The following is a 24,811-nucleotide window of genomic DNA, read 5'->3' as shown; positions in this document are numbered from 1 at the left end:
GGGAAGTTTTGGAAGGCTGAGAGGTGATTTTTCTGAAAAACAAGGAAGACGTCATACGAATGGAAGGAACAATAGTTGAAGCACTACCTAACGCTATGTTCAGAGTACAACTCGACAACGGGTTCAAAGTGTTAGCACACGTTTCCGGAAAAATGCGAAAGAACTTCATCAGACTTGTACCGGGAGACCGTGTAGTTGTCGAACTAACAGTTTACGACCTTACACGTGGTCGGATAGTCTATCGAAAGAAGATAGACGCTAAAGGCGAAGAAGAGATACTTGACGACGAAGAATGAATAACAATAAAACAGAAAAATTTTTCCGAAAGGAGAGGTAACTATGAAGGTGAAAGCATCCGTTGGAAAAAGATGCGAGTACTGTAAGATTATTAGAAGAAAAGGAAGAGTTTACGTTATTTGTAAGGTAAACCCCAAACACAACCAAAGACAGGGATAAGATTGTGGAAAATTTTCTGAGGAGGGAGATTAATGGCTCGTATCGTTGGTGTTGAAATACCGAGCAACAAAAAGGTTCACATCGCACTTAGATACATATACGGGATAGGACCGACCAGGGCACTTGAAATCTGCAAAAACACGGGTGTGGATCCAGAAAAAAGAGTTAAAGACCTTACTGAAGACGAAATCAGCAAGATTTCATCTTTCATTCAGCAGAACTACAAGGTCGAAGGTGAGTTAAGAACAGAAGTTATGAGAAATATCAAGAGGCTTATAGATATCGGATGTTACCGCGGCTTAAGGCACAAACTGGGGCTTCCAGTAAGAGGTCAAAGGACCAGGTCGAACGCAAGGACACGAAAAGGTCCAAGACCAAGCAGGATTAAGAAAAAAGGTAAATAAATTTGACGACCTAAAAGGTTAAGAAGGATAGTTATATTTCTTAGGACCGAAAGAACCGAAGGAGGGAAAGCTAAATGGCGAAAGGTCGAACAAGAGCAAAAGCTAAGAAAAAGGTAACCGTTGACCATGGTGTAGTGCATATCAAGTCTACCTACAATAACACAATAGTCACATTAACAGACCCAAACGGAAACGTTTTAACATGGGGAAGCGGTGGTACAGCAGGTTTTGAGGGCACGAGAAAAGGAACCCCCTATGCAGCTCAACTTGCAGCTGATAAGGTAGCAAAAGAAGCTCTCAAGATGGGAATTAAGAGGGTCGATGTAATCGTCAAAGGACCTGGTGCAGGTAGAGAAACAGCTATCAGAACACTCCAAGCAGCAGGACTGGAAATTGAAAACATAAGAGATGCCACACCAATCCCATTCAACGGATGCAGACCGCCGAAAAGAAGAAGAGTCTAATTTACGAATTTTGCGTCTGAGTGATAAGGAGGGAAAATAATGGCACGATATACAGGTGCTCTTTGCAGGCTTTGCAGAAGAGAAGGAATGAAGCTTTATTTGAAAGGCGAAAGGTGTTTCAGCGAAAAATGTCCTTTTGACAAAAGACCTTTTGCACCCGGGCAACATGGTAGGGAAAAGAAGAAATTGACACAATACGGTTTGCAATTAAGGGCGAAGCAAACAATGAAGAGGATATACGGTGTGCTTGAAAAACAGTTCAGAATTTACTATGAACGAGCTGCAAAACAAGCAGGCGATACCCGTGAAAACTTGGTTGCGCAGGTTGAAAGAAGACTTGATAACGTGGTATATAGACTTGGATTTGCCATCAACAGAAGAACTGCAAGGCAACTTGTCTCACACGGCCATATACTTGTAAACGGCAAAAAGGTTGACATACCATCATACCAAGTAAGACCTGGCGACGTTATTTCCATAAAAGAAAGCAGCAGAGGAATTCAACCGATAAAACAAGCGCTCGAACTTAACAAAGGTAGAGCAGTTGCTCCATGGCTTGAAGTGGATTACGACCAATTCACAGGAAAATACGTCAGGAATCCAAAACTCGAAGAAGTTACAGACCTTCCAGTCAATGTTCAGGCTATCGTTGAATTCTACTCGAGGTGATGTTAATGCTTCAAACCTTTGGAAGAAAGTTCAGACTCGAAGAACAAGCCGAATACGAAGACCATTACTATGCGAAATACTCTATCTCGCCGCTTGAAAAAGGTTACGCAGTTACAATAGGAAATACGTTGAGAAGAGTTTTGCTCTCTTCGATTCCCAGTTTTGCAATCACGGATGTCAGGTTCATAAAACCTGAGAAGTACCACGAGTTTGATACAATAGAAGGTGTTAAAGAAGACATAATGGATATCTTGTTGAATTTGAAAAAGGTCCAGCTGCGCGTAGAAGCATACGTCGAATCCCCCGTTAAGCTTATTATTGAAAAGAAAGGACCAGCCGTATTGACAGCAAAAGATATCCAATGCCCAGCTGGAGTCGTGGTGGTAAATCCAAATCATTACATAGCCACGCTTAATGAAGATGCGGATATTGAGGTTGAGCTTTACGCAACATTTGGAAAGGGTTTTGTCCCTGCAAGTGAAAGAAATGAGAGACCAGAAATTGGTTGGATTGTCATGGATGGTGTTTACAGCCCTGTTTTGAAAGTGAACTGGCTCGTTGAAAACGTGCGTGTTGACAAGAGAACTGACTTTGAAAAATTGATACTCGAAATATGGACGAAAAAGAGTATAAAACCCGCTGAGGCTTTGAAACATTCACTGAAAATCATACTGGACCACTTCAGCTTCATTGAACAAAGCCTGAGCGATGTTGAAGAACTACCTATCCCAGCGTATCAAGAAACTTATTCTGTAGTTGAAGAAAGCGTATCTACAGAAGATGTTGCATCAAAGAAAATAGAGGAACTTGAACTTTCTGCAAGGTCACTAAACTGCTTGAAGAGGGACAAAATAGAAACGATAGGTGACCTGCTCGAGAGAACAGAGGAAGATTTGCTCAAAATCAAGAATTTTGGAGTTAAATCACTTGAAGAAGTGAAGGAAAAGCTCAAAGAAAAATTCGGTCTTTCGCTAAGAAAGGGGGACAAATGAGATGAGACATCGAATGAAGAGAAACAAAATCAATAGATACGGTTCTCACAGAACATCTCTCATGAGAAACCTTGCAAAAGAAATAATTGAGCACGGAACGATTATGACAACAACGGTGAAAGCAAAAGTTGGAAAGACATACATAGAAAAACTTATAACAAAGGCAGTAAAGGCTTACAAAATTAAGGATGAAAACAGAGCAGAAAGCGTTGCTCTCAGAAGACAAATATTTGCAGAACTTGGTGACAGAAGACTTGTAAATAAACTCGTCGATGAAATAGCTCCAAAATACGCTTCCAGAAATGGAGGTTACACAAGAGTTATTAAAGTTGGTCAAAGAAGAGGCGACGGAGCAGAACTTTCAGTGCTCCAGCTTGTTGAAGAGTAATTCTTGAGCAAACAATGGAGAACTGATTATTCACAGCAAAAGAGGGGGCGTAATGCCCCTTTTTAAAGTGATAAAGGCTTCAAATAAACTAGGAGGTGCAAAGATGGAAGTCAAAGAAGTTTCAAAAGATAAGAACATGATAGTACGTGAATACCTTTTCGACAAAAATGACATAGCAAGATTGGAAGACAAAGCTGTTGCTGAACTGAATAGAAAAAGGTACCACATAGAAGGGTTCAGACCCGGAAGAGTTCCAAAGGAAGTTTACAAGCTAAGATTGAAAGAGGCATTCTATGAAATCTACGTTGCAGACGAGGCAATTAAAGAAGTGGAGAATGAACTTGATAAAGAAGAACTTCAACTGCTTCTCCCACCAGTAATTGCAGATGCCGAGTTCTCTGCTGAAACTGGAAAAGTTGTCGTTGAACTCCATACAGAACCAGAAGTTAAGTTTGAGCCCGCGAAACTCAAATTGAGAAAGGCAAAAGAAGAAGAAGTCCTCGATGGTTACGTGGACATGAGGGTGAACTATGTCATAGAGGAAAATGCTGTACTTGAGCCAAAAGATGAGCAGGCTGAGGAAGGCGACCTGGTCAAAGTAAAAGAAACGGTTATGCTCGGAGAAAAGAAACTCAGAGATGCGGAAGAGAGAGAATACGTCCTTTTGAAGGACGATGAAAGAGAAGTTGTAAAACAACTTTTTGGTAGGAAAAAAGGCGATGTTGTGGAATTTGAAAAAACCTTTGAAAAAGGCGATGACAAAATTGTCTATAAATACATCCTTGAGGTAGAGGAAGTTTACAACAGAATTCTTCCAGAGTTTACAGATGAGTTTGTAAAATCTTTGTCAATCGAGAACGTAGAAACAACTGAACAGCTCAAAGAAAAGTTCAGAACAGAAGGCAAGGAGATATACGATAGAGAATTAGCGGAATCCTACCGTGCACAAATAATGGATCAAATTCCGGAGATTGCTGAGATAGAAATCAGCGAAAAGACAATAGAAAGAGCTGTTGAGAACATCATAGATAATCTAAAAGAAGGCGGGAAATACGAGTCTTACGTTCAAAACTACGGAAGCGAAGAGAAACTTATCGAAGAGCTTAGAAACTACTATTTGAATATGATAAAGAAAGATTTAGTTGTAAAGAAAATTGCGGAAGAGAATAACATCAAAGTCGATGCGGAAGACATAAAGGCGTATGCAGAAAGAGTTTCGGTTGAATGGGGAGTAAGTCCTGACAGGGCGGAAGCGATAATTAAAAGCAGGCAAGATGTAAGGAACGAAGTAGTCATGGAAATAGTAGAGTCAAAGGTTGCAAAAATTCTTGCAGAAAAAGCGCAGATAGAGGAAGTATCATTTAAGGAGCAAGAAAATAAGCAAGAGGTTGAAGAGGAGAAAAAATCTGAATAATTAAGTAAAACCTCTAAGATATTTGGGGAGATGAGAAACTATGGAAATAGATAAAGAAATGAAGAAAATACTCGACCAATATGTTCCTATAGTTATCGAAACAACTGGTAGATATGAACGTGCTTACGACATCTATTCGAGATTATTAAAAGATAGAATCATATTCCTCGGTAGTGCTATTGATGACCATGTGGCGAATTTGGTAGTAGCGCAGTTGTTGTTCTTGGAAGCAGAGAATCCAGACAAGGATATACAACTTTACATCAACTCACCTGGAGGTTTAGTAACAGCTGGGCTTGCGATATACGATACGATGCAATACGTAAAATGCGATGTTGCAACTATCTGTATCGGTCAAGCAGCATCGATGGCGGCGGTGCTTTTGGCGGCTGGTACAAAAGGAAAGAGATTTGCACTTCCAAATAGCCGTATAATGATTCACCAGCCACTCGGCGGTGCCGAGGGAACTGCCAAGGATGTGGAGATACTTACAAAAGAACTCCTAAGAATTAAACATCTCATAAATGAAATTCTCAGTAAACACACGGGCCAACCTATAGAAAAGATAGAAAGAGATACCGACAGAGATTTCTTCATGAGTGCACAAGAAGCACAAGAATATGGTATAATAGATAGGGTGATTATGCCTGGAGAAAGATAATGAACGAAAGTCAATTGTTTGGAATTTAAAAAAACGAGAAATTTAAGTGGGGAGGAAGAGAGTATGTCAGGTCACAATAAGTGGGCAAACATTAAGCACAGGAAGGCCGCCCAGGATGCGAAGAGGTCTAAGATATTTACGAAGATTATTAGGGAAATCATCGTTGCTGCGAGAGAAGGTGGCGGAAATCCGGAAACAAACCCAAGACTAAGAGCAGTTCTTGAAAAGGCAAAAGAAGCGAATATGCCAAAAGACACGATTGAAAGGTCCATAAAGAAAGGTACTGGAGAGTTAGAAGGCGAAAAGTACGAAGAAGTTATCTATGAAGCATATGCACCAGGTGGGGTTGCACTTTACATATTAGCTTTGACTGATAACAAAAATAGAACCGCTCAAGAATTGAGACATATACTCAGCAAAAATGGTGGTTCACTTGCAGAAAGCGGTTCCGTTGCTTGGATATTTGAAAGAAAAGGTGTTGTAGAAATCCCAAGAGAAAAAATAGCTGACATGGACGAATTTACACTTTTGGCAATCGATGCTGGTGCGGAAGACATCGAAGAGGGCGACCCAGTCCTTGTTTACACCGCTCCTGAAAGCTTGACAACGTTGAGAGAAAATCTAGCAAAGAATGGTTTTGAAGGAACTGCGAAAATCACCTACAAACCAAAGAACTATGTCAAAGTCAGTGGTTCTGATGCAGAAAAAGTTTTGAAACTTGTCGATGCACTTGAAGATAACGATGATGTTCAAGAAGTATTCGGCAACTTCGACATCGACGATGCAGAACTTGAAGCCATAATGGCGAAGTTGGAAGGTTAAGTAGTTGAGAAGCTCAGTATTTATAATGGAGCTGAAAACTTTGAAGAAAAAAGCTCCTATGGTTAGGTTAAATCTACTATTTGTAATTGTTTTTATTCTCACCATCAATACAATTTTAATAGGAGAGACGCTCTTTTTTGGCGTCTCTCCATTTGATATTTCATACAAACTATCGGCTCGATACGATTTTTCATTTTGGAAATTCAAAACCAAGTTCAAATTTGATATTGAACTCAGTGAAAAAGGAGGTTTTCTAAAAATCACTCCTAATTTCGCCAATGTATTTGAGTATTTTGAGTTTATAAATGAACCGTACAAAGCAACCTACTCTGACCTGAACACTGAGATTCCATTTACAACATTTGCCAATCCAGCTAAAAAGAGTTGGTATGTAACCTGGGTTAACACTGGTTATTTTTCGGATGGATACGTACACAAGAACGACTATTTTTCAATCCTCAGTGATTTATCTCATGTCAACCTAACGTTTAAAATATATGGTGTGGATATCTTTTTTGAAAATTCATCAAACGGAATTACTGTAGGAGCTGGTAACAAGACATACTTGTTTATTGGTGAAAAGACAGGACTTGGATTTTTACTGAGTGAGAACTCGTTCATTATATACACACTCGTTTTTTATGAAAATGGTAGCCTTTCATCAAAGATTGGTTTCACCCTCAAGGATGATAATTTAGAAATCAATTTGATAAACGATGAGATAGATGGTCAGAAGACTGTTGCAGGCAAAATTACCTTGAAAGTGGGTGATTTATATGTCGTTGGACGACTTCAAGGAAAAGAAGTTCGCTTGGATTTCGAATTTCCAATCTGGTGAAATTCAAGAACTTCCTTGGGACCAATTCGAATGGTTTGTTGAAAAAATAAAAGAGACTATGGGATTAGACCTTTCCGGATACAAACCGGAAAGGATGAAAAGGCGCATCGAGATGCTTATAAGAAAATACAATTGCAAGAGCTATAAAGAATACTTTGACCTCATTTCAAAAGACAACAAAAAACGTGATGAGTTCTTGGATAAGCTCACTATAAATGTCACAGAGTTCTTCAGAAACCCAGAAAAATGGGAAGAGCTGAAAAAGGTATTTCTCCCACAACTACTTCAAGAAAGTGGAACAAGGTTTAAAGCTTGGAGCGCTGGGTGTTCTTCGGGAGAAGAACCATACTCATTAGCGATACTACTTGAAGAGCTCAAAGCACCTCCAACAGCTAAAATCTTAGCTACCGATATCGATATTGGAGTACTCACAAGAGCACAGATAGGTGAGTATGAAGAACGCTCAATGGTTAGCACACCTCCAGAATACATCCAAAAATACTTCATAGTTCGAGATGGAAAATACATAGTAAAGCCAAATGTTAAAGCCCGTGTGCAATTTAAAAGGCACAACCTACTGCAAGACCCGTTTGAAAAGGATTTTGACTTAATAATGTGCCGAAATGTTGTTATATACTTTGAGATGGAGGCAAAAGAACAACTTTACAAAAAGTTCGCTGAAAGTCTTCGCGTTGGTGGATTACTCTTTGTAGGAAACACGGAAAGAATATTCAATTACAGAAACCTAGGACTAGAAGTTGCTTCGCCGTTTATCTACAAGAAGGTCAAGTAAAAACTGATAAGGACTGATAAGATGTTCTGGATAGTTCTTTCACTCACGTTGGACCAGATTACCAAACATTTAGCAACGTTGTACCTTCGTTTTGGAGAGATAAAAACACTATTTGGATTTTTTCATTTTATGTATGCAACCAACAGAGGAATTGCTTTTGGACTATTTCCAGGAGTCAAGGAAGCGGTTATTTACCTTACCTTGTTGATTATCGTTATCACTTCCCTGATACCTTTGCTGTTCAAAGTTAGCAAGTTGACGGAAATGTTTATCGGTTTCATCGTGGGTGGTGCCTTAGGAAACTTGGTTGACCGTATAAGATACGGTTATGTTGTTGACTTCTTTACGTTCAACTACTGGCCAACGATAATAAACGTGGCGGACATCTTTATATTCATCGGTAGTGTAGGAATTATGATTCAAATGCTTAGCGCCGAGTCGAAAGCCAAGAAACAAATGGGAAATGCTAAAGATATAGCCAACCGGAGGGAAAAGAAAGGGATATATGAGAGAATTTATGAAAGGTTTCGAGAATATGGAAGAGATAGAAGAGATGGAGGAATTGGAACCAACAACTCCTCAACTGGAAAAAATGGATATACAAGTAACGAACAGGGAAGATGGCTGGCGTCTGGACAAATTTGTCATGGAGAAGACTCCAGATTGGATTTCAAGAACATTCATCCAGAAAGCGATAAAGAATGGCGAGGTTCTGGTGAATGGAGCTTTGAAGAAGCCGAGTTACAAGGTGAAGTCTGGGGATATAATTACCTTGATGGTTCCTCAGAAGCCCCAGATTCCGGAAATCCTGCCTGAGAATATACCACTGGACATAATATACGAAGACCGTGATATATTGGTAATCAACAAGCAACCTGGTATAATAACTCATCCCATTCCATCCCACACTTCTGGAACCATCGTCAATGCGGTCTTGTATCATTGTAAAGATTTACAAGGTGTTGGTGGAGTGCTAAGACCTGGCATTGTCCATAGGCTTGATAAAGATACAAGTGGTGTGATGGTAATTGCGAAAAATGACTTAGCACACCAATCACTTACCAAACAGTTCAAAGATAGGGTCACGGAAAAACTATATGTGTGCTTAGTCAAGGGTGTTCCTGAAAAAAACGAAGGAGATATCGATGTAAGTATTGCCAGAAATCCTGTGCTCAGGGTTAAAATGACTGTGACTCAGAGTGCATATGGCAAACCAGCACTCACACACTACAAAGTCATAAGAAAGTTTGGGAATTTAGCTTCCCTAGTTTTTGCTTGGCCCAAAACAGGAAGGACACACCAGATTAGGGTTCACATGAAATACATAGGTCACCCACTGATGGGTGATGAGGTTTACGGTAAAGCAAAAGAAGATGAAAAATTCGACATCCACAGACAGATGCTCCATGCACTTAGCCTTTCATTTTTCCATCCAAGAACTGGTAAACGTGTAAAATTCATAGCAAGACTGCCGGAAGATTTTGCAAGAGCAATAAAAAACATCCAGAAGCTCTTAGAGACAAAACCGTAAGATTTGAAAATCTTCAAACTTCTTCGATGTAGTGGGATTTCGCTATAGCAATCATGTCTTTCAAGTGTTTGTTGAACGCATCAATCACCATTGGGTCAAATTGCCGTCCTTTCATATCGTTCATGTATTCTACAGCCTTTTCAGTGGGCCAAGCGGGACGATAGCACCTATCGTGTGTTAAAGCTTCAAAAACATCGGCAACTTGAACTATTCTTGCTTCTATCGCTATCTCTTCACCTTGAAGCCCATATGGGTAACCATTTCCGTCCCACCTTTCGTGATGTTCCAAGGCAACAACCGCACCTATCTCAAAGATGTTTAACGTAGAATCTCTAAGAATTTCGAAACCGATTAGGCTATGTTCTTTTATAATTGAGAATTCCTTTTCATCGAGTTTTCCAGGTTTATTCAATATGTAATCAGGCACTCCAACTTTTCCAATATCGTGCAGAGCAGAGGCTTTCTTGATTAGCTTTGCATCGTTGGAACTAAAACCGAGGTATTCTGCCAAATAATAAGAAAGTTCGGCAACCCGATTCACGTGGTCCCCGGTCTCTTCCGATTTTGCCTCAACAACTTTAGAAAGCATAATAACAAATTCTTCCTCAACGTCTGGATATTTTGTTGAAACAAGGGACCTTTGAAGGTTTTTCAAAAGGCTTCTTACGTATGATGTTTCAAGTGCGTTCAGTTCTTTTGATGAATAGAGCACAAAAAGAATAGTGTTCTCCTTAACCTTTGTGTGAAAATCATACCTGTATTCCAAACGTTCGCTGTTCATGAACTTTGGCGGAAAAATTCTTTCGTTGTTCACAAAAATTTCGCCGTTGAGTTTGATATCCGGCCTTTTTAAGGACAGAAACGTGCGCACTTGAAAAAAGGTATTTATAAGCAATTCTGCAAGGCTCATCTCTGAAGCGTTCGCTGCAACATTTTCTAAGGTGATGATTGCTCGCTCAAGTGACGTTATATCTTGGTAGGTTTTGAGCATTGATAAAACTGTGAGTTTTATTGAGAACGGTGAAAGATTTTTCTTCTCTATATAGGCATTTATATCATAGTCTCTTGTAAGCAAATCAGTGGGAACTTTCTCAGGATTCGCGGTCATCAGGATTATCCTTGTTTTTTTTGTCATTACACGTGTGCCTGATGTGGTTTATAACTTTAATTCCCGCATCGTCGCTTTCCATAACTAAATCAGTTATCACAAGCGCATATTTTTCGGGGACAAAGATTTTCTTGAACTCCTCGTATCCGTAAGTGTGTTCAATATCCAAATTTTTCTCGTTCCAACTAATTTCGCTCAAAATCGATGAGAGTTCTGAATGAACTGTTTTGGAATCGTCAACAATCATAACTTTTGCTTTTTCCATACCCAGACCCCCAAAAGTGATAGTTGGCAACAGCTAACAAAAAAGTCTTGTCGTTTTTCAAAAGATTTCACAAGAAATAAATGTTAGCTTTACAAACATATTATATCATAAAAAATGTTTGAACAGAAATATTCGAACAGAAATCATCAAACATTCATTTATAACATTTCCGAGGATAGGAAAAGTGCTATAATTATAAACGAACACTTAAAAACATTTAAAACACGGGGAGGAAGGCAATTGAAATTAAGTGAGCTCATAAGCAAAAAAGTAACAAAACTTTTTATTGTAACAATGATATTGTTAGCGATAGTTGTAATGGCGTCGGGGATTTACATAATATACGTCTCTGTATTGAATATCCGCAATATCCAGCGAAATATTTATGAGAACAGAGTTGAAGAAACATTGTCGGAACTTAAGAAAGACGATGAGATTATATCTCAGATTCTTGAAATGTATTTAGATGGTTTAAAAGGTTTGCCTTATTCGCTTCTTTCACGAGCACTAGAAAACGATATTTACAATGGGGAATTAGGAGTATTGAGATTTTCAAAGGTAGACAATATTCCGAGGTTTTTAACCTTGGAGGACGTTAAAAAATCCAACTACAATTACTACATATATAACGAATTAAAGTCGTATGGAATAATAAAGAGTATTTATCTGATTATCAACGGTGATGTATTAAAGGCAAGAGTTTCAAAACTCTACGCTCAAGGGGTTTTAGACAAAATGGCAAAAATGTTAGCAAGCCTTGGAGCTACTAAGTTCATCGTGCTTGATTCGAAAGGTGAAGCCATATATGGTGTCGACAAAGACTTGAAACCGATACCAGACAATAAAATACAAGAGTATATTACACAACTAAAGACTCTCATTAAAAAGTTGCCGTTAGAGAGTAACCATTTGGAAAAAATGAGTCTACGCAGGGTTTACGTATTCGGGAGACTCACTTTAGATAGTGGAAAAAATAGTATATTTACCCCTGTATACTTTTATGTTGAATACGCAATTAATCGTTATCTGACACCTATTTTGGTGGCGCTCATATTCATATTTGTTGTCAATTTTGTTGCCATACTCTTTGTTGCAGAGGGCAGCAGAAAGATATCTGAAGCAGTTACTTCCCCGTTTGGACCATTGATATCCTCCATGAAAGAGTTCCTCATAAATAAAACCTATAACCCCCATCCAGTAAAAACTGATATCCAAGAGATAGAAGAAATTGCAAATGAATATAACAAGCTCGCCCAGGAAATATCTGCCTCATTTGAAGAAATGCTTGCGATGAACGAAGCGTTGGAAAATTCCTTCAGCAAATTGTTAGAGCTCGAAAGAGAAATAGAGGAGGCTTATTTGTCGTTTGCGCGCCAACTTTCGGTCATTGCAGAAAGCTACGATGAGACGACAGGTAACCATATTGAGCGGGTTGGTGAATTGTCGGCGTGGTTTGCGGAAAAGTTAGGTCTTGAGCCAGAAAAAGTAGATAAGATACGGGCTTTTGCGCCGCTCCATGACATTGGAAAGATACTTATTCCAAATGATATACTCAACAAACGTGGTAAATTGACCGATGAAGAATTTGAGATTATGAAAAAACATGTTGAGTATGGTGGTAAACTCCTTGGTGAATCCGAGTACTTTGAAATAGCCAGGAATATAGCGCTTTATCACCATGAAAAATACGATGGTAGCGGTTACTTGAAAGGACTGAAGGGAGAAGAGATACCAATAGAAGCAAGGATTGTGGCACTTGTTGATGTGTATGATGCGTTAAGGTCTGAAAGACCGTATAAAAGAGCTTTATCCCACGAGGAAGCTTTAAAGATTATTCTTGAGGGCGATGGTAGAACAAAACCTGAACATTTTGACCCGAAATTGTTGGAAATACTTAAAGAAAACAGCGAAGAGATAAAGCACGTCTGGGAGGAGATTAACAACAGAAGGTAGATATATTTTGAGGCGTAATCGTGAAAACAAACTTGATAAATCCTACTATATGTGATAAAATAAAGTTTGGGTTTGGGAATTCTTGGTGATTTTATAATCTGGGCGTAGTTCAGATGGCTAGAACGCCAGAATCGGGATCTGGTGGTCGTGGGTTCAAGTCCCACCGCCCAGACCAGTTGTCATAAATACCTTTAATTTAAACTAAAAAGCCCGGGAAATCCCGGGCTTTTGTTGATTCTTTGATTGTTAATTTATTTCTCTGATTTCTGATACAATTCCCGAACCATAGTTTCTATTAGTGACAACCTACCAGCCAGTCTTTGCAGTTCTTCTGTGAGTTGAACGATAGAATTGTACAGTTTGATGATATCTATATCATGTGAGTTGACTTTAGTTGTAATGGATTGTAAAGCTGATGAAATATTGTTCATTTCTTCTTTGACAGGAACTATCATTTGCTCAATATCTTCGAGTGATGCCTTGGTGTTGAGAGTATCGTATATCATGTTTGCATACTCTTCAAGAAGTGATATCCTATCGGATATGTCTGAATTTTGATAAACGTTAACAACTTCTTCGAGATTTTGGATCCTTGAAGAAAGTTCCTCGATATCAGATAGGTTGGCTTTTGTTGAGAGAGTATCGAAGATATTTACAATGTCCTGGTCGTGCATGTCTACTCTCAAAGAGATTGCTTCTATGGATTCTTGGAGTGGAGAAACGTCGGGTATGGACGCCTCTATTTTTTCTATCTCGTTTGTTAACGTAGAAGTTATATCGTAAAGTTTTAAGATATCTGAGTCGTGGATATCCAAAGTTACTTCAATGTCTGCGATTTTTTGGTTGATTTCTTCGAAGACGCTTGATTTTACTTCTTCACTCGCTTGAGCTACAGCCAGATTGATGTATTCTGTTAGTCTGTTCTCCAATGAAGCCAAGTTTGAAGAGAGTTCGTAAATCATATCACGCACAGCTGGAAGCCCTGTTTCTACGGTTGCCTTTAAATTCAGAAGTTCCTGTTCAATATTAGCCAGCCTGTTTTCCAATTCGTAAGAAAAGACCTCGAAATCTTCACTGCTAAGTTTACTACCAATCAATTCGTACAGCATGTTTGTTATTTCTTCAAGATTTGAAAGCCGTTCTCTGAGTTCCTCATCAGTGGGTTGCAATTCTTCTACAGATACGGTTATATCCTTTGCTTCAGCAATTTCGCAAGCACACTCTTCGCCTTCTTCGTGTTGGTGTCCAGAACCGGTTTCTGCAAATATCGAAACTTGTAGGAATGCTATTAGTGCGAAAACCGCAAAAATAGTAACTAACTTTCTCATCAAAATCCCCCCTTTTCAAAGATTGAAAAAATTGGAATGCACAACTTAAGACTATTATACAACGAATTTTTAAAAAAAGTTCCAATGAATTTGGGTCTGACATAAATAAAAAAATAAAAAATGGCGCTTTCGCGCCGGAAACTTGAAATGATTTATGAAAAATTATTAGTAGCAAAATCCTATCTTTCGAGCAGGTAAATTTGTTTTTGGTTCGCCAAACACAATAATCATTTGGTGCACAGGTTCCGTTCTTGGGATTTGAATTCTCAAATTCAGTTCAAGTTTTGACAAAGCGGTTTTAAATGTCGAAATTCTGGAATAGTCGTGCACTGAAAGAACAAAATGACCGTTTCTTACCAATCTTACTATCTCTTCTTGTAACTTCCTTTCTCTTTCAATTGAAAAATCAGGGTATCCAATGGCGTAAACAGGTCCTTTAGCTGGTTTGGGGATATTTAAGTTCTCTACTCTTCCAACCATGCCAACGACAAGTGTTGGTGGGATTCCTTTCCTTTTGTAGGTATTGTAAAGAGAGGCGTTACCTGAAGCGACAGGCACGTTAAATTGTTCGCACGCATCTTTTAAACCTTTCATTTGACCTGCGAGTCCGAGAGGTTCGATGTCGGGATCCGCGTAGTTTATACCATCGGTTATGGCGACCGGTTTTGCACCAACAGAAAGGGTCTTTCTAATAGCTTCCAAAACGGTTATGTAAGCTCCCCAGTATGGGTCCTGAGCTCCTATATCAGCACGACTGTGTATTACCAATGAATATCCAATGGAACCCTTTACCCTCATCACTGCTGGACCGAAACCAGGTGGTAATATTGTGTCTGTTCCCACCATGTAGTCGTATCTTTCAAACACATTGTGTGCATCCACGTCTTTGAACCTAATCCATCGGAACTTTTTGAACGGTGATGGTGTGTAATCGTGGATGGGTTCTTCGGGAGAATCTTCGAGTAGTTTAGCTGGCACATCCATGATAATTTGGTCGTGGTATTTTGCCACGTACCTACCACTATCTGTAACTTCAGCAACGACCGCTCCAAAGAGCAAGTGTCTTTTCGCTATTTTGAGAACTTCTTCAGCTTTTTCCGGTGATGTAACGACAGCCATTCGTTCCTGACTTTCGCTTATCAAAATCTCTATTGGTATCATATCTGACTCACGGAGTGGGACCCTTTCAAGGTGCACAATGGCACCTAATCCACTACGGGCAACAAGCTCGCTTGTAGCGGAGAGAACTCCACCTGCGCCAAGGTCTTGAGCACCTTCAACCAACCCTCTTTCTACCATCTCAAGGAAAGCCTCGATAAGCAACTTTTCAGCAAATGGGTCTCCCACTTGGATGGAAAGTTTCGTAGCTTTTTCGCCTGTTAAATCTTCGGAAGCAAACGAAGCTCCGTGAATACCGTCTCTTCCAGTTGCACCACCAAAGATAACGATAACTTGACCAGGTTTTGTAGCTTTTGAAGGTATGAGATGTTCATTTTTACCAACACCAACTGCCATCACGTTAACAAGGGGGTTGTGTTTGTAAAAATCAGAAATCCTTAACTCTCCACCTACGGTAGGCACCCCTATGGAATTACCGTAGTCGGAAATTCCTTCGATAATCCCATCGATTACTCTATCCATGTGCAGTGAATCAAGTATTGCTGTAGGTCTGGCGCCCATAGCGAGCACATCTCGTATGATTCCGCCCACACCTGTTGCTGCTCCATTAAAAGGTTCAATAGCACTTGGATGATTGTGACTCTCAACTTTGAACGCTAAGAAATGATAATCATCAAGTGGAACAACTCCTGCGTTACCACCAGTCCCCACTTTTGGCAACTGCCTTATGTAACCTTTTGTATGAGAATAACCGCAATGCTCGCTCCACATCACTGTGAACGCTTCTATTTCCTCTCTTGTGGCTTTTCTGCCCAACCTCTCCTCAAGAATGTTTAAATACTTCATCCCCTAACACCACCGTTATTCTTGATATAGTTGAACGCAGATAAAAATACTCTTAATCCATCATCCGAGCCAAGTATCTTCTCCATTGCACGTTCAGGATGTGGCATCAAACCAAAAACGTTCTTATTCATGTTAGTTATTCCGGCTATTGACTCATCGCTACCGTTAACGTCTTCCACATATTTAAGTGTTACATTGACATCGTTAATTTTTACATATCTGCCAAACCCATGAGCAATGGGCAATCTGATACGTTCGCCTTTTAAATAGTAGCTGGTGAAAGGTGTGGAATTGTCGACAACTTCCAAATCCACAATCTTGCAGATGAACTTTCCATTAGAATTTTGAAGAAGAGCTCCCTCTAAGAGTCCCATTTCGACAAGTATCTGAAAGCCGTTGCAAATACCAATAACAAGCCCCCCACGGTTAACAAATTCTTTTATCTTTTGAGCAATTGGTTCTCGAGCAGCAACTGCTCCAACACGAAGGTAGTCCCCATACGAAAATCCACCAGGTAGAACCAACAAGTCAGCATCTATATCGGAATGGATATCTATGAATTCTGCATCAAATCCTACGTATTTGCATGCCCAAAGAGCATCCCTGTCACAGTTACTCCCAGGGTACACGACTACCTGGGCTTTTGGGAGAGTCATAGCTTTCTCACCTCATATGTTTCGGTGACGGGGTTTACTAAAAGTTCACTGCAGGCCTTTTGAACAAGTTGTCTTGCTTGTTCTTCGTTTTCAGCTTCCACCTCAAGGTGTATGGATTTGCCTAACCTCAGCGAACTTACTGGAATGGAATACTCTTCATTGAGCACCCTTTTTATCGTCTCTCCCCTTGGGTCTCGCACATTGCTTTTGTATTGGATATCGATTACAAAAGTATACTTTTGCATAAGTTCAACACCACCTCGTATTTTTCTATTGGATTCCCGAGATTTCGTCTGTAGATGTCCTTATCGAATATTTCTCCAGCTTTCCTTAAACGCATTGTATCAGGCGAAATCTCATCGCCAAGACAAATGTTAGCTGATTCGTCAAATCCGTATTCAAACTTTATATCCCAGAGTTCGAACCCGTGCAAGGCGAAAAATTCTTTCAAGAGCATTGCGGCTTTTTTTGCTTCGTCTATGATTGTTGTAGCGTGCTGCCTGCTTAAAATGCCGAGCACTTCAAGATGCTCGATGCACATTAAAGGGTCATGCATAACATCACTTTTGTATGTGAATTCAACAAGAGGAGTTGGTAAATCTTCCCCTTCATTCCCACCGTAACGTCGCACGAACGAACCAGCCTTTTTAAACCTTACGATAACTTCAAGTGGTATCATTTTAAGCTTGCGGGCTCGGATTTTGTTGGGGGGTATGTAGTTGAGAAACATCGTGTAGATGCCTTTTGTATTTAGATAATGCATCAGTCTTGCAGTAATCTCTGAGCAATATTGCCCTTTTAAAGCCAGTACATCGTGCTTTGCGCCGTCTCCTGCGGTGATATCATCTTTAAATGTTAGTATGACACTTTGACCATCTTCGGCGAGTTCAACAATTTTTGTTTTGCCCTCGTATAAAAACGTTCCAGACATCTTTTTTCACCTCTGTCACCTCTGGAAATGGAATTTTAGATAATCAGAATATCCCATATTTTCTAACTCGTTAGCCTTTGTTAAAACTTCCTGCCTCATGCGTTCTCTATACGTCTTTAGTTTTTCTCTTAGCTCTGGATACTTTATCCCAAGGATTGCAACTGCGAGCAAACCGGCATTTTTGGCGTTGTTAATTGCAACCGTGGCTACGGGTATACCTTTGGGCATTTGAACAATCGAAAGGAGTGAGTCAAGCCCTTCCAAATTTGAGCCTTTTACCGGCACACCTATGACGGGCAAAGTTGTTATCGATGCGGTCATTCCAGGCAGATGTGCCGCACCGCCAGCACCTGCTATTATTACTTCTATTCCTCTTTCTTCAGCCTTCTTTGCATATTCAAACATCCTTTCAGGAGTTCTATGCGCGGAGACTATTGTGATTTCGTATGGGACACCAAATTCTTCGAGAACTTGTGCAGCGTCTTTCATAACAGTGAGGTCTGAATCGCTACCCATTATTATCCCAACTAAAGGATTTGCATTTCCCATAATCTTTCACCTCATAAGGTAAATTCAGGCGTTTTCAGAAATAATTTTAACTCTCTCCTTAATTATTTTAGCCTTTTCAATTGCTGAATTCAAATTTTCATCTATTATTGTAATGTGTCCCATTTTTCTGAATGGAGCAGTTGTTGATTTACCATACCAATGTAGATGAGCTCCTTCAGTTTTCAAAACTTCTTCAAGACCGATTATGGCAGGATTACCTATATACCCAGGTTCACCGAGGAGGTTAATCATAACAGCTGGGGTGTGCTGTTTAGTGGAACCTAACGGAAGACCAGCTACGGCACGAAGGTGCTGTTCGAACTGGCTTGTGAGACACGACTCAATTGTATGATGACCAGAATTGTGAACGCGAGGAGCTATTTCGTTGACAAGTATATCACCACTCTTGGTAAGGAACATTTCAACAGCAAAAACCCCAACGGCTTTCAAATTAGAAGAAACGAAAGAGTTGATAACATCATAAGCTATACTAATTGCTTTCTGTGATATCTCTTCTGATATCCTTGCTGGAGAGATAAGCATATCAAGGATATTTGACCTCTCATCGAAAACCATTTCAACAACCGGATATGAAACCATATTTCCGTTAATATCCCTTGCAACCAAAACGGCAATTTCTTTTTCTATTTCCACGAATTCTTCGAAAAATGAATCGGTCTCCAAAATTTTATCTATGTCTTTTTCGCTTTTTATTACTGCAACACCCCTTCCATCGTAACCACCTTTCCGTGCCTTTTGAACAAACGGAAATGGCGGGAGTTCTTTCGTCCGTGACTTGTACTCAATTGAGTCACTCTTTGTCACTTCGCGTATTAATTTTGATGTTGGTATGCCGTGCTTTATTAGGTGAGATTTTTGCTGTAGTTTGTCATTTAATAGTTCCAAGAGTGCTGGTGAGGGAAGAATTTTGGTGCCGATTTTCTCGAGTTGTTTAAGAGCTTCCGTGTTTGTGTGCTCTATCTCATATGTAACCACGTCAGATTTTTTCGCAAGTTCGTATAGTTTTTCTGTATCATACAATGAACCGATTATTAACTCATCACAGATTGAAGAAACAGGACAGCTTGGGTCCTTATCAAGGGCGATAACCTTGAATCCCATTTCTTTAGCTTTCAGTGTTAACATCTTTCCAAGCTGTCCTCCTCCAATAACCCCCACGGCTTTGATAGGAAAGATATATATGTCTTTCTTTGTTGAGCTTATCATCTCTTAATCCCCCACGGCTTTATGCGGTTTTCTTTCTTCATTATTTTTCCAACTTTTCTGGAATTACAAGGTTAGCGATGATACCTACGAGTGCAGCAAGCGCCATACCTTTGAGTTCCACTACGCCAATTTTGATACTTGCTCCTCCTATACCGAGTGTGAGGATTAATGCGGCAATGATAAGGTTTCTGGATTTTGAGAAGTCTACTTTTGCTTCTACCAACGTTCTTACACCTACCGAAGCTATCATACCGAATAGTATTAAACTCACCCCACCGATTACAGGTGTAGGTATTGTTTGGAGAACGGCACCAAACTTTGAGAAGAAAGCAACCAGCATTGCAAGAAGGGCAGCACCACGCAGGATTGATGGGTCGTAAACTTTCGTTATTGCGAGCACACCGGTGTTCTCACTGTAAGTTGTATTTGCAGGTCCTCCAAGTAAACCCGCAACCATTGTTGCAATACCATCCCCAAGAAGCGTTCTGTGGATACCGGGCTTTTCAAAGAAATTCTTTCCGACCACAGCTCCGTTGGTTGTTATATCACCTATATGTTCCATGACGGTAACGAACGCAACAGGTGCTATCAAGCTGATAGCCCCAACATCGAACTTTGGGAATGTGAAGTTTGGAGTTGAGAACCAGGCAGCATTTGTTATAGGTGTGAAATCAACTATCCCAGAGAGGATGGAAGTAATATACCCAACAAAAACACCGGTAAGAACTGGTATGAGAGAGAAGAAACCTTTGAATATCGTTGCGGATGCGATAACAGTGATAATCACTACGAGTGCAATAGGCCAGTTTGAGGAAGCCATATTTACTGCAACCGGGCTTAAACCAAGACCTATAACCATTATCATAGGACCGGTCACAACAGGTGGGAAGAGCTTTTTGATAACGTTTGTCCCCAAAACTTTCACAATTAACGAGAAGGCTAAGTATACTGCACCAGCAATTACGATACCTCCGAGAGAATAACGTATGTCTCCGTATTTTTCTTTAACAAGTATAACAGGTGCTATAAAGGCAAAGCTGGAACCCAAAAAGACAGGGACGAGACCACCTGTGATAAAGTGGAAAATCAAAGTTCCGAGTCCTGCACTAAACAGAGCAACGAGAGGGTCTAATCCTGTCAGGAGAGGTACTAAAACGGTCGCACCAAACATCGCTACAAAGTGCTGGAGAGATAGGAGGAACCTTTTCGAGGCAGGTAGATCCAAACGGGAACTGGAAATAACAGTGCTCTCTGGTTCAGAATTACCAAAAATAACGTCCTTTTCCATCTTTTCTCCTCCTTTCTCGCCTCACTGGGCGAGTTTAAAGGTTTTTGAAGCTTTACAACCTTATATTACCACAACCAATTTCAAAAAGTCAACGTTAAGAAAAAAAGACAAATGTAACAAAACGCATCAGATGTTGCGAAACCAATAGTAATTCAATGGATTATAGCCGATGTCGTCTACTCTAAATGAGAATTACGGGATAACCGTTCTCAGGATGTGTAATTACTTTCAATGAGACTCCGTAAACACTGCTTAGAATATCTTTATTTAAGACTTCCACCGGTTTACCAATAGCGAGTATCTTTCCATCTTTCATTACAGCGATTTCATCACAGTACTTTGCAGCTAACGTTATATCATGAAAAGTTCCAACTATCGTCTTTCCACTTTCGGTAAGCTGTTTCAAATAATCTAACACTCTTACTGCCTGTCCCAAATCTAAGTGATTAACCAATTCATCAGCAATGATGATAGGTGTGTTTTGATAGATAGCACGTGCAATCAAAACTCTGCGCTGTTGTCCGCCACTGAGAGTGGAGAATAGCCTTTTTCTGTATTCAAGCAAATCGACGGTTTTAAGAGCGTTTTCTAAATCTTCTTCGTAAACAGGTGTTTCAAAGAAATGTGGTGAGCGGGGTATTCCTCCCATTTCAACCAATTCTTCGACTGTGAAGTCATATGCAGGGTTAAAGTCTTGGGCGATATATGCTATCAATTGCGCAAGCTTCTTGTGAGATAGCTTGAGTACATCTTTTCCATCGATTATGATTTTCCCACTTTTAGGCTTTTGAAATTTCATAATGAGTGAGAGTAACGTAGTCTTTCCAGAACCATTTGGTCCAATGATACCAAAGAAAGCTCCTTTCTTAACCTCAAAACTTATGTCTTGGAGACTAAAACTTGGGTAAGAAAAACATAGGTGTTCAATTTTTAGTATCGTTTCAATTTTCGTTTTTTCTTCTTTCAAATCATACACCTCACATTCTTATCACATTCTGAAACCTCTTTTGAACAAAAGTCCTAATTGCCTGCTACTCCAAAAAGTGGTGGAACTTTGATTTCTGATGTGTTAGTTGATGTATCTGACGCATTTGACGTTTGTTGTGAATTTGTTGAATCTGATGTATTCAGAGTACCTGTTGCTTCAGAAGATGTTGCAGAATTATTTATATCCAACTGCTGTTTATTTCTCATTTCGGCGGAATGGAGGCTCTCGTAGAAGTCGTATTGTTGTAGTATCAGCTGAGCGTATTTAGTTTTATTCTTTCCGTTGTTGTATTCTTCGAGGGCTTTTTGAAAAGTTCCGTGCTTTTTGTAAAGATAAGCAATATATGCAGTGCCGTAAGTTATATTCAACCAATAATTTGTTAGGAGTTCATTCCAACCGTTTTTTGGCTGTTCAAGTCCAAGGAGTTTCGATATACCTTTGGCTGTTGAGATGGAAATTTGCATCATCCCTACTACATCGCCAGCACCTTTCACATTGGCGAAATTGCTTTCAACAGAAATCACAGCAGCTATGAGTGTTGGTGGAACATTGTATTTTGTGCTTATAGTGTATATCGCATTCCATAGGTCATCTACAAACTCTGGAGCGGTCTTTAAATTCATACCGGCTCTTTTTTTAACTACAGCCCTCCTAAACCACTCTGGTGCTTTTGCTTGCTCACCATCTTGTCCAAAACCAACAACGCTTGTTAACAAGACAGCAAGCAACAAAACCACAAAACCAACAATTTTAAACGGCAATCTAAAAAGCATTGTAAGTTTCCCCCCCTGGTATTATGTTTTTACGAAAAAAAGACATGGGTTATTTCACCACAAGTCATCCAAATCGTTTACAATCGTTCATCATTAGCGATACAACTTAACTGTAAGCAGAGCAACTATCCAACCCAATAAAAAACCATAAATAGCTTCCATCAGTGTATGCCCTTTATTCGGATCGACATTTCTTCGCAAACCAACAGCATCGGCTGTTGTAATGGCAAGGAAAATTGCAGCAATTGCTGTGAGTGGTGAGTCAAAACCTGTAATGTAACCAACAGCCCAGGCTAATGCTGAGGTTGTGGCAACGTGGGCACTAGGCATACCACCGTATCTGCCGAACACACGAAAATCTTTGTATATAACAACTTTCAAAAATTGGGCTGCCAAAAAGCCAAAAAACGCAGACATGAAAGATGGATTTTTTGTTAAACCTACAAGCCAACTCATTTATATCCTTTCCTCCATTTGGAAGTTTAGCAAAATTTGGCGATTGAAAGGCTTCAATATTCTCTGTATGGCTCGTTATTCAAATTCCCATCTTCCTGCTTCTTAGGAGGTATTAAGAACGAGCGTTTTAGGTAAAGTAAATTCCCATGGCTTACGTTCCGAAATTCCATAACTTCGAAGATACGTTGGATTATATAAACCCCAAGTCCGCCGGGTCTGATATCATCTAAATCTCGTGGTCTGATTTTCGTTGGGTCCACTTTCGGACCAAAATCGCGGAGTAACACTTCAAGTGTATCGGGTTCTATCCAGTTCAGGGTCATCACCACGTAATTTGGTTCACCTTTGTATGTGTGCTGGATTATATTTGCTATAGCTTCATTTACAGCTAACTCTGTGTCAAATATATCTTTATCGAATACACCCCGGAATGTTAGAAAAGTATGTATCACAGCCCTTGCTAATTTTATATTCTCAGTGAGTGCTCTAAACGATATCGTAACTGTCTGGTTCAAAGTTACCTCCTCCCTCTGACCTGGCGAGTATTATGCCAAGTGATATCATTTCAAGCTTTGCAAATGGGTCAAAGTATGTCTCGCTTCTAAATTCGTTTAGCTTTTTTATTATACCAGAAAAATACCTCTCTTCAAAATCTGACAGAACAATGTATTTGACTAGATTTGTCCACTTCCCAAGGTCAATGTTAGTATTTTCAAGCGCCAACTTGGGAAGTTGGTCGTAGCTGCCACCTCCAAACCACCGGGCTATCAAGAATGCTTGCCTGATACCTTCTTCGGGCTTTTGGACAACATGCGAAAGACAGTATCCAGGCTTTGGTCTGACTTTTACGTTGCTTGGTAGTAAATGGACATCAAAGTTATTATAGGACACCACACCGAATGTTATATTGGACAGTGAATACCTTGAGAATTCCTTTTCTTCGACACTATTGTATTTCACAACCAAAATTCTGAAATTCTTCAATTCTGTGCGAAAATGTTTGGCTAACTCTCTAATCTCTTCCGGATATGGAAACTGTTTCAGGATAGAGTTTTTGATGTGCTCGTTCAACAAAGTATTGAATACTTCTCTATCATCGTCAATTTCAATAAGCACCGTAAAGTCTCCAATAGTTACGGGGATGAGGGCATGTTTTTCGCCAGCATGTTCATATTCAACCCTGACTTTAGATGCAAAAGCAATCGATGCGTAGGACCTTTTATGTTCCTCAACTTCTTCTAAGTTGTAGTATATCTTCATACCTCGACCCCACTTTTTACAGTTTTGGTTTCTTGAGCAGCTGTCGTAACGGAAGTTCTTATTGAGAAAATACAACCACAGTAGTTTTGTCTGTAAATACCTATTTTCCTTATAAGCTTTTGCGCATCGTTATAGAGTGGACTTTTTCGGTATACATTAGGTAAGAATTCAACCCCGTACTTATTTTCCAGCTCTTTTCCTATCTTCACAATCATTTCTACATTTTTCTTTGGAGAAGCTGTTAGTGTTGTGGAAACGCTCTTGTATCCATTTTCTTTTGCGTATTTCATTGTTTTTTCGAGTCGTAGCTTTATACAAATCTCGCACCTTGTCCCGCCTTCTGGTTCATTTTCTAATCCTTTAGTGAGTATGAAGAACTGCTCAGGATTATAAGGAACTTTCAGAACATTCATTTTAAAGAGTGCAGCAGTTTTAAAGACTTCAGCGTATCGTTTCTCATATTCAGCTTTTGGATGTATGTTAGGATTGTAGAAGAAAATATCACCACGTGCACCGGATAAATAAGAAATTATCAAATCAGGTGCACAACATACGTGGAGCAAATGACAGCTCTTTACGTCATTTTCGATAAAAAAGTTGTCCTTGTTGCTGTACAGATGCTTAGACATGTC

Annotated in this window: 30 protein-coding genes, 1 tRNA gene and 1 pseudogene; 16 read left to right on the top strand and 16 right to left on the bottom strand. The window is 39.7% G+C overall.

Annotated elements, in window-relative coordinates:
• Positions 1 to 32 precede the first annotated feature (32 nt).
• From infA to AC3M61_RS09580, 14 genes and pseudogenes are all read left to right on the top strand, one after another.
• Positions 33 to 296 carry a translation initiation factor IF-1 gene (gene infA / locus AC3M61_RS09645; RefSeq protein ID WP_082204773.1) on the top strand — a complete coding sequence of 88 codons (264 nt, stop codon included), beginning with the start codon at positions 33 to 35 and terminating at the stop codon, positions 294 to 296.
• 43 nt (positions 297 to 339) lie between these two features.
• Complete coding sequence (gene rpmJ, locus AC3M61_RS09640) at positions 340 to 456, top strand: 50S ribosomal protein L36 (protein ID WP_064011003.1); 117 nt, start codon at positions 340 to 342, stop codon at positions 454 to 456.
• A gap of 32 nt (positions 457 to 488) precedes the next feature.
• Positions 489 to 860, top strand: a complete 372-nt coding sequence (gene rpsM / locus AC3M61_RS09635; RefSeq protein ID WP_014451903.1) for a 30S ribosomal protein S13 — start codon at positions 489 to 491, stop codon at positions 858 to 860.
• Positions 861 to 934: 74 nt separating this feature from the next.
• Positions 935 to 1,324, top strand: a complete 390-nt coding sequence (gene rpsK, locus AC3M61_RS09630) for a 30S ribosomal protein S11 (RefSeq protein WP_064011001.1) — start codon at positions 935 to 937, stop codon at positions 1,322 to 1,324.
• Positions 1,325 to 1,363: 39 nt separating this feature from the next.
• Complete coding sequence (gene rpsD, locus AC3M61_RS09625; RefSeq protein WP_064011000.1) at positions 1,364 to 1,993, top strand: 30S ribosomal protein S4; 630 nt, start codon at positions 1,364 to 1,366, stop codon at positions 1,991 to 1,993.
• A 5-nt stretch (positions 1,994 to 1,998) separates the two neighbouring features.
• The gene (locus AC3M61_RS09620) at positions 1,999 to 2,985 is read left to right on the top strand and encodes a DNA-directed RNA polymerase subunit alpha (protein WP_500780626.1); all 987 of its coding nucleotides are present in this window, start codon (positions 1,999 to 2,001) and stop codon (positions 2,983 to 2,985) included.
• 1 nt (position 2,986) lies between these two features.
• Complete coding sequence (gene rplQ / locus AC3M61_RS09615; protein WP_500780625.1) at positions 2,987 to 3,373, top strand: 50S ribosomal protein L17; 387 nt, start codon at positions 2,987 to 2,989, stop codon at positions 3,371 to 3,373.
• A gap of 103 nt (positions 3,374 to 3,476) precedes the next feature.
• Positions 3,477 to 4,787, top strand: coding sequence for a trigger factor (locus tag AC3M61_RS09610; RefSeq protein ID WP_500780624.1), 1,311 nt, complete (start codon positions 3,477 to 3,479; stop codon positions 4,785 to 4,787).
• Between the two features lie 58 nt (positions 4,788 to 4,845).
• The gene (gene clpP, locus AC3M61_RS09605) at positions 4,846 to 5,448 is read left to right on the top strand and encodes an ATP-dependent Clp endopeptidase proteolytic subunit ClpP (protein ID WP_500780697.1); all 603 of its coding nucleotides are present in this window, start codon (positions 4,846 to 4,848) and stop codon (positions 5,446 to 5,448) included.
• Between the two features lie 63 nt (positions 5,449 to 5,511).
• Complete coding sequence (locus tag AC3M61_RS09600; RefSeq protein WP_500780623.1) at positions 5,512 to 6,270, top strand: YebC/PmpR family DNA-binding transcriptional regulator; 759 nt, start codon at positions 5,512 to 5,514, stop codon at positions 6,268 to 6,270.
• 40 nt (positions 6,271 to 6,310) lie between these two features.
• Positions 6,311 to 7,108, top strand: coding sequence for a hypothetical protein (locus AC3M61_RS09595; protein ID WP_500780622.1), 798 nt, complete (start codon positions 6,311 to 6,313; stop codon positions 7,106 to 7,108).
• On the top strand, positions 7,047 to 7,901 hold the full coding sequence (locus AC3M61_RS09590) for a CheR family methyltransferase (protein WP_500780621.1): 855 nt from the start codon (positions 7,047 to 7,049) through the stop codon (positions 7,899 to 7,901). The genes AC3M61_RS09595 and AC3M61_RS09590 overlap by 62 nt, the downstream gene beginning before the upstream one ends.
• 21 nt (positions 7,902 to 7,922) lie before the next feature.
• Positions 7,923 to 8,345: pseudogene (gene lspA / locus AC3M61_RS09585) on the top strand (signal peptidase II); the annotation flags it as partial.
• Positions 8,346 to 8,493: 148 nt separating this feature from the next.
• Entirely contained in the window at positions 8,494 to 9,432 is a 939-nt protein-coding gene (locus AC3M61_RS09580; protein WP_500780696.1) for an RluA family pseudouridine synthase, read from the top strand.
• A 13-nt stretch (positions 9,433 to 9,445) separates the two neighbouring features.
• Here AC3M61_RS09580 and AC3M61_RS09575 read toward each other — a convergent pair whose 3' ends face one another.
• Positions 9,446 to 10,540, bottom strand: coding sequence for an HD-GYP domain-containing protein (locus AC3M61_RS09575; RefSeq protein WP_500780620.1), 1,095 nt, complete (start codon positions 10,538 to 10,540; stop codon positions 9,446 to 9,448).
• Positions 10,524 to 10,805: a hypothetical protein gene (locus tag AC3M61_RS09570; RefSeq protein WP_500780619.1), complete on the bottom strand. Its 282-nt coding sequence runs from the start codon at positions 10,803 to 10,805 to the stop codon at positions 10,524 to 10,526. Before AC3M61_RS09570 ends, AC3M61_RS09575 begins: the two co-directional genes overlap by 17 nt.
• 240 nt (positions 10,806 to 11,045) lie before the next feature.
• On the opposite strand from AC3M61_RS09570, the gene AC3M61_RS09565 reads away from it, so the two are divergent.
• Entirely contained in the window at positions 11,046 to 12,758 is a 1,713-nt protein-coding gene (locus AC3M61_RS09565; protein ID WP_500780618.1) for an HD-GYP domain-containing protein, read from the top strand.
• A gap of 98 nt (positions 12,759 to 12,856) precedes the next feature.
• Positions 12,857 to 12,933 (top strand) — tRNA-Pro (locus AC3M61_RS09560).
• 76 nt (positions 12,934 to 13,009) lie between these two features.
• Here AC3M61_RS09560 and AC3M61_RS09555 read toward each other — a convergent pair.
• The 14 genes from AC3M61_RS09555 to AC3M61_RS09490 form a co-directional block, all read right to left on the bottom strand.
• Entirely contained in the window at positions 13,010 to 14,086 is a 1,077-nt protein-coding gene (locus AC3M61_RS09555; RefSeq protein WP_500780617.1) for a hypothetical protein, read from the bottom strand.
• A gap of 165 nt (positions 14,087 to 14,251) precedes the next feature.
• Positions 14,252 to 16,051 (bottom strand): phosphoribosylformylglycinamidine synthase subunit PurL, encoded by a 1,800-nt coding sequence (gene purL, locus AC3M61_RS09550; protein ID WP_500780616.1) that lies wholly within the window; start codon positions 16,049 to 16,051, stop codon positions 14,252 to 14,254.
• Positions 16,048 to 16,707 (bottom strand): phosphoribosylformylglycinamidine synthase subunit PurQ, encoded by a 660-nt coding sequence (gene purQ / locus AC3M61_RS09545; RefSeq protein WP_500780615.1) that lies wholly within the window; start codon positions 16,705 to 16,707, stop codon positions 16,048 to 16,050. Before purQ ends, purL begins: the two co-directional genes overlap by 4 nt.
• On the bottom strand, positions 16,704 to 16,952 hold the full coding sequence (gene purS / locus AC3M61_RS09540) for a phosphoribosylformylglycinamidine synthase subunit PurS (protein WP_500780614.1): 249 nt from the start codon (positions 16,950 to 16,952) through the stop codon (positions 16,704 to 16,706). The genes purQ and purS overlap by 4 nt, the downstream gene beginning before the upstream one ends.
• Positions 16,931 to 17,638 carry a phosphoribosylaminoimidazolesuccinocarboxamide synthase gene (locus AC3M61_RS09535; protein ID WP_500780613.1) on the bottom strand — a complete coding sequence of 236 codons (708 nt, stop codon included), beginning with the start codon at positions 17,636 to 17,638 and terminating at the stop codon, positions 16,931 to 16,933. The genes purS and AC3M61_RS09535 overlap by 22 nt, the downstream gene beginning before the upstream one ends.
• A gap of 15 nt (positions 17,639 to 17,653) precedes the next feature.
• Positions 17,654 to 18,187 (bottom strand): 5-(carboxyamino)imidazole ribonucleotide mutase, encoded by a 534-nt coding sequence (purE, locus tag AC3M61_RS09530; RefSeq protein WP_500780612.1) that lies wholly within the window; start codon positions 18,185 to 18,187, stop codon positions 17,654 to 17,656.
• Positions 18,188 to 18,211: 24 nt separating this feature from the next.
• The gene (locus AC3M61_RS09525; RefSeq protein WP_500780611.1) at positions 18,212 to 19,414 is read right to left on the bottom strand and encodes a 5-(carboxyamino)imidazole ribonucleotide synthase; all 1,203 of its coding nucleotides are present in this window, start codon (positions 19,412 to 19,414) and stop codon (positions 18,212 to 18,214) included.
• Positions 19,415 to 19,454: 40 nt separating this feature from the next.
• The gene (locus tag AC3M61_RS09520) at positions 19,455 to 20,702 is read right to left on the bottom strand and encodes a uracil-xanthine permease family protein (RefSeq protein ID WP_500780610.1); all 1,248 of its coding nucleotides are present in this window, start codon (positions 20,700 to 20,702) and stop codon (positions 19,455 to 19,457) included.
• Positions 20,703 to 20,883: 181 nt separating this feature from the next.
• Complete coding sequence (locus AC3M61_RS09515) at positions 20,884 to 21,678, bottom strand: ABC transporter ATP-binding protein (RefSeq protein ID WP_500780609.1); 795 nt, start codon at positions 21,676 to 21,678, stop codon at positions 20,884 to 20,886.
• A gap of 44 nt (positions 21,679 to 21,722) precedes the next feature.
• Positions 21,723 to 22,463, bottom strand: a complete 741-nt coding sequence (locus AC3M61_RS09510; protein ID WP_500780608.1) for a transglycosylase SLT domain-containing protein — start codon at positions 22,461 to 22,463, stop codon at positions 21,723 to 21,725.
• 93 nt (positions 22,464 to 22,556) lie between these two features.
• Positions 22,557 to 22,919 (bottom strand): divergent PAP2 family protein, encoded by a 363-nt coding sequence (locus AC3M61_RS09505; protein WP_500780607.1) that lies wholly within the window; start codon positions 22,917 to 22,919, stop codon positions 22,557 to 22,559.
• Between the two features lie 53 nt (positions 22,920 to 22,972).
• A complete protein-coding gene (locus AC3M61_RS09500) occupies positions 22,973 to 23,434 on the bottom strand; it encodes an ATP-binding protein (RefSeq protein WP_500780606.1) in 462 nt (153 codons plus the stop codon).
• Positions 23,406 to 24,179 carry a DUF4940 domain-containing protein gene (locus AC3M61_RS09495; protein WP_500780605.1) on the bottom strand — a complete coding sequence of 258 codons (774 nt, stop codon included), beginning with the start codon at positions 24,177 to 24,179 and terminating at the stop codon, positions 23,406 to 23,408. Before AC3M61_RS09495 ends, AC3M61_RS09500 begins: the two co-directional genes overlap by 29 nt.
• A complete protein-coding gene (locus tag AC3M61_RS09490) occupies positions 24,176 to 24,808 on the bottom strand; it encodes an epoxyqueuosine reductase QueH (protein ID WP_500780604.1) in 633 nt (210 codons plus the stop codon). Before AC3M61_RS09490 ends, AC3M61_RS09495 begins: the two co-directional genes overlap by 4 nt.
• Positions 24,809 to 24,811 lie beyond the last annotated feature (3 nt).

This window comes from Fervidobacterium sp. (assembly GCF_059913585.1).
The sequence above is the reverse complement of the archived record's forward strand: the minus strand, read 5'-3'. Positions and strand labels throughout refer to the sequence as shown.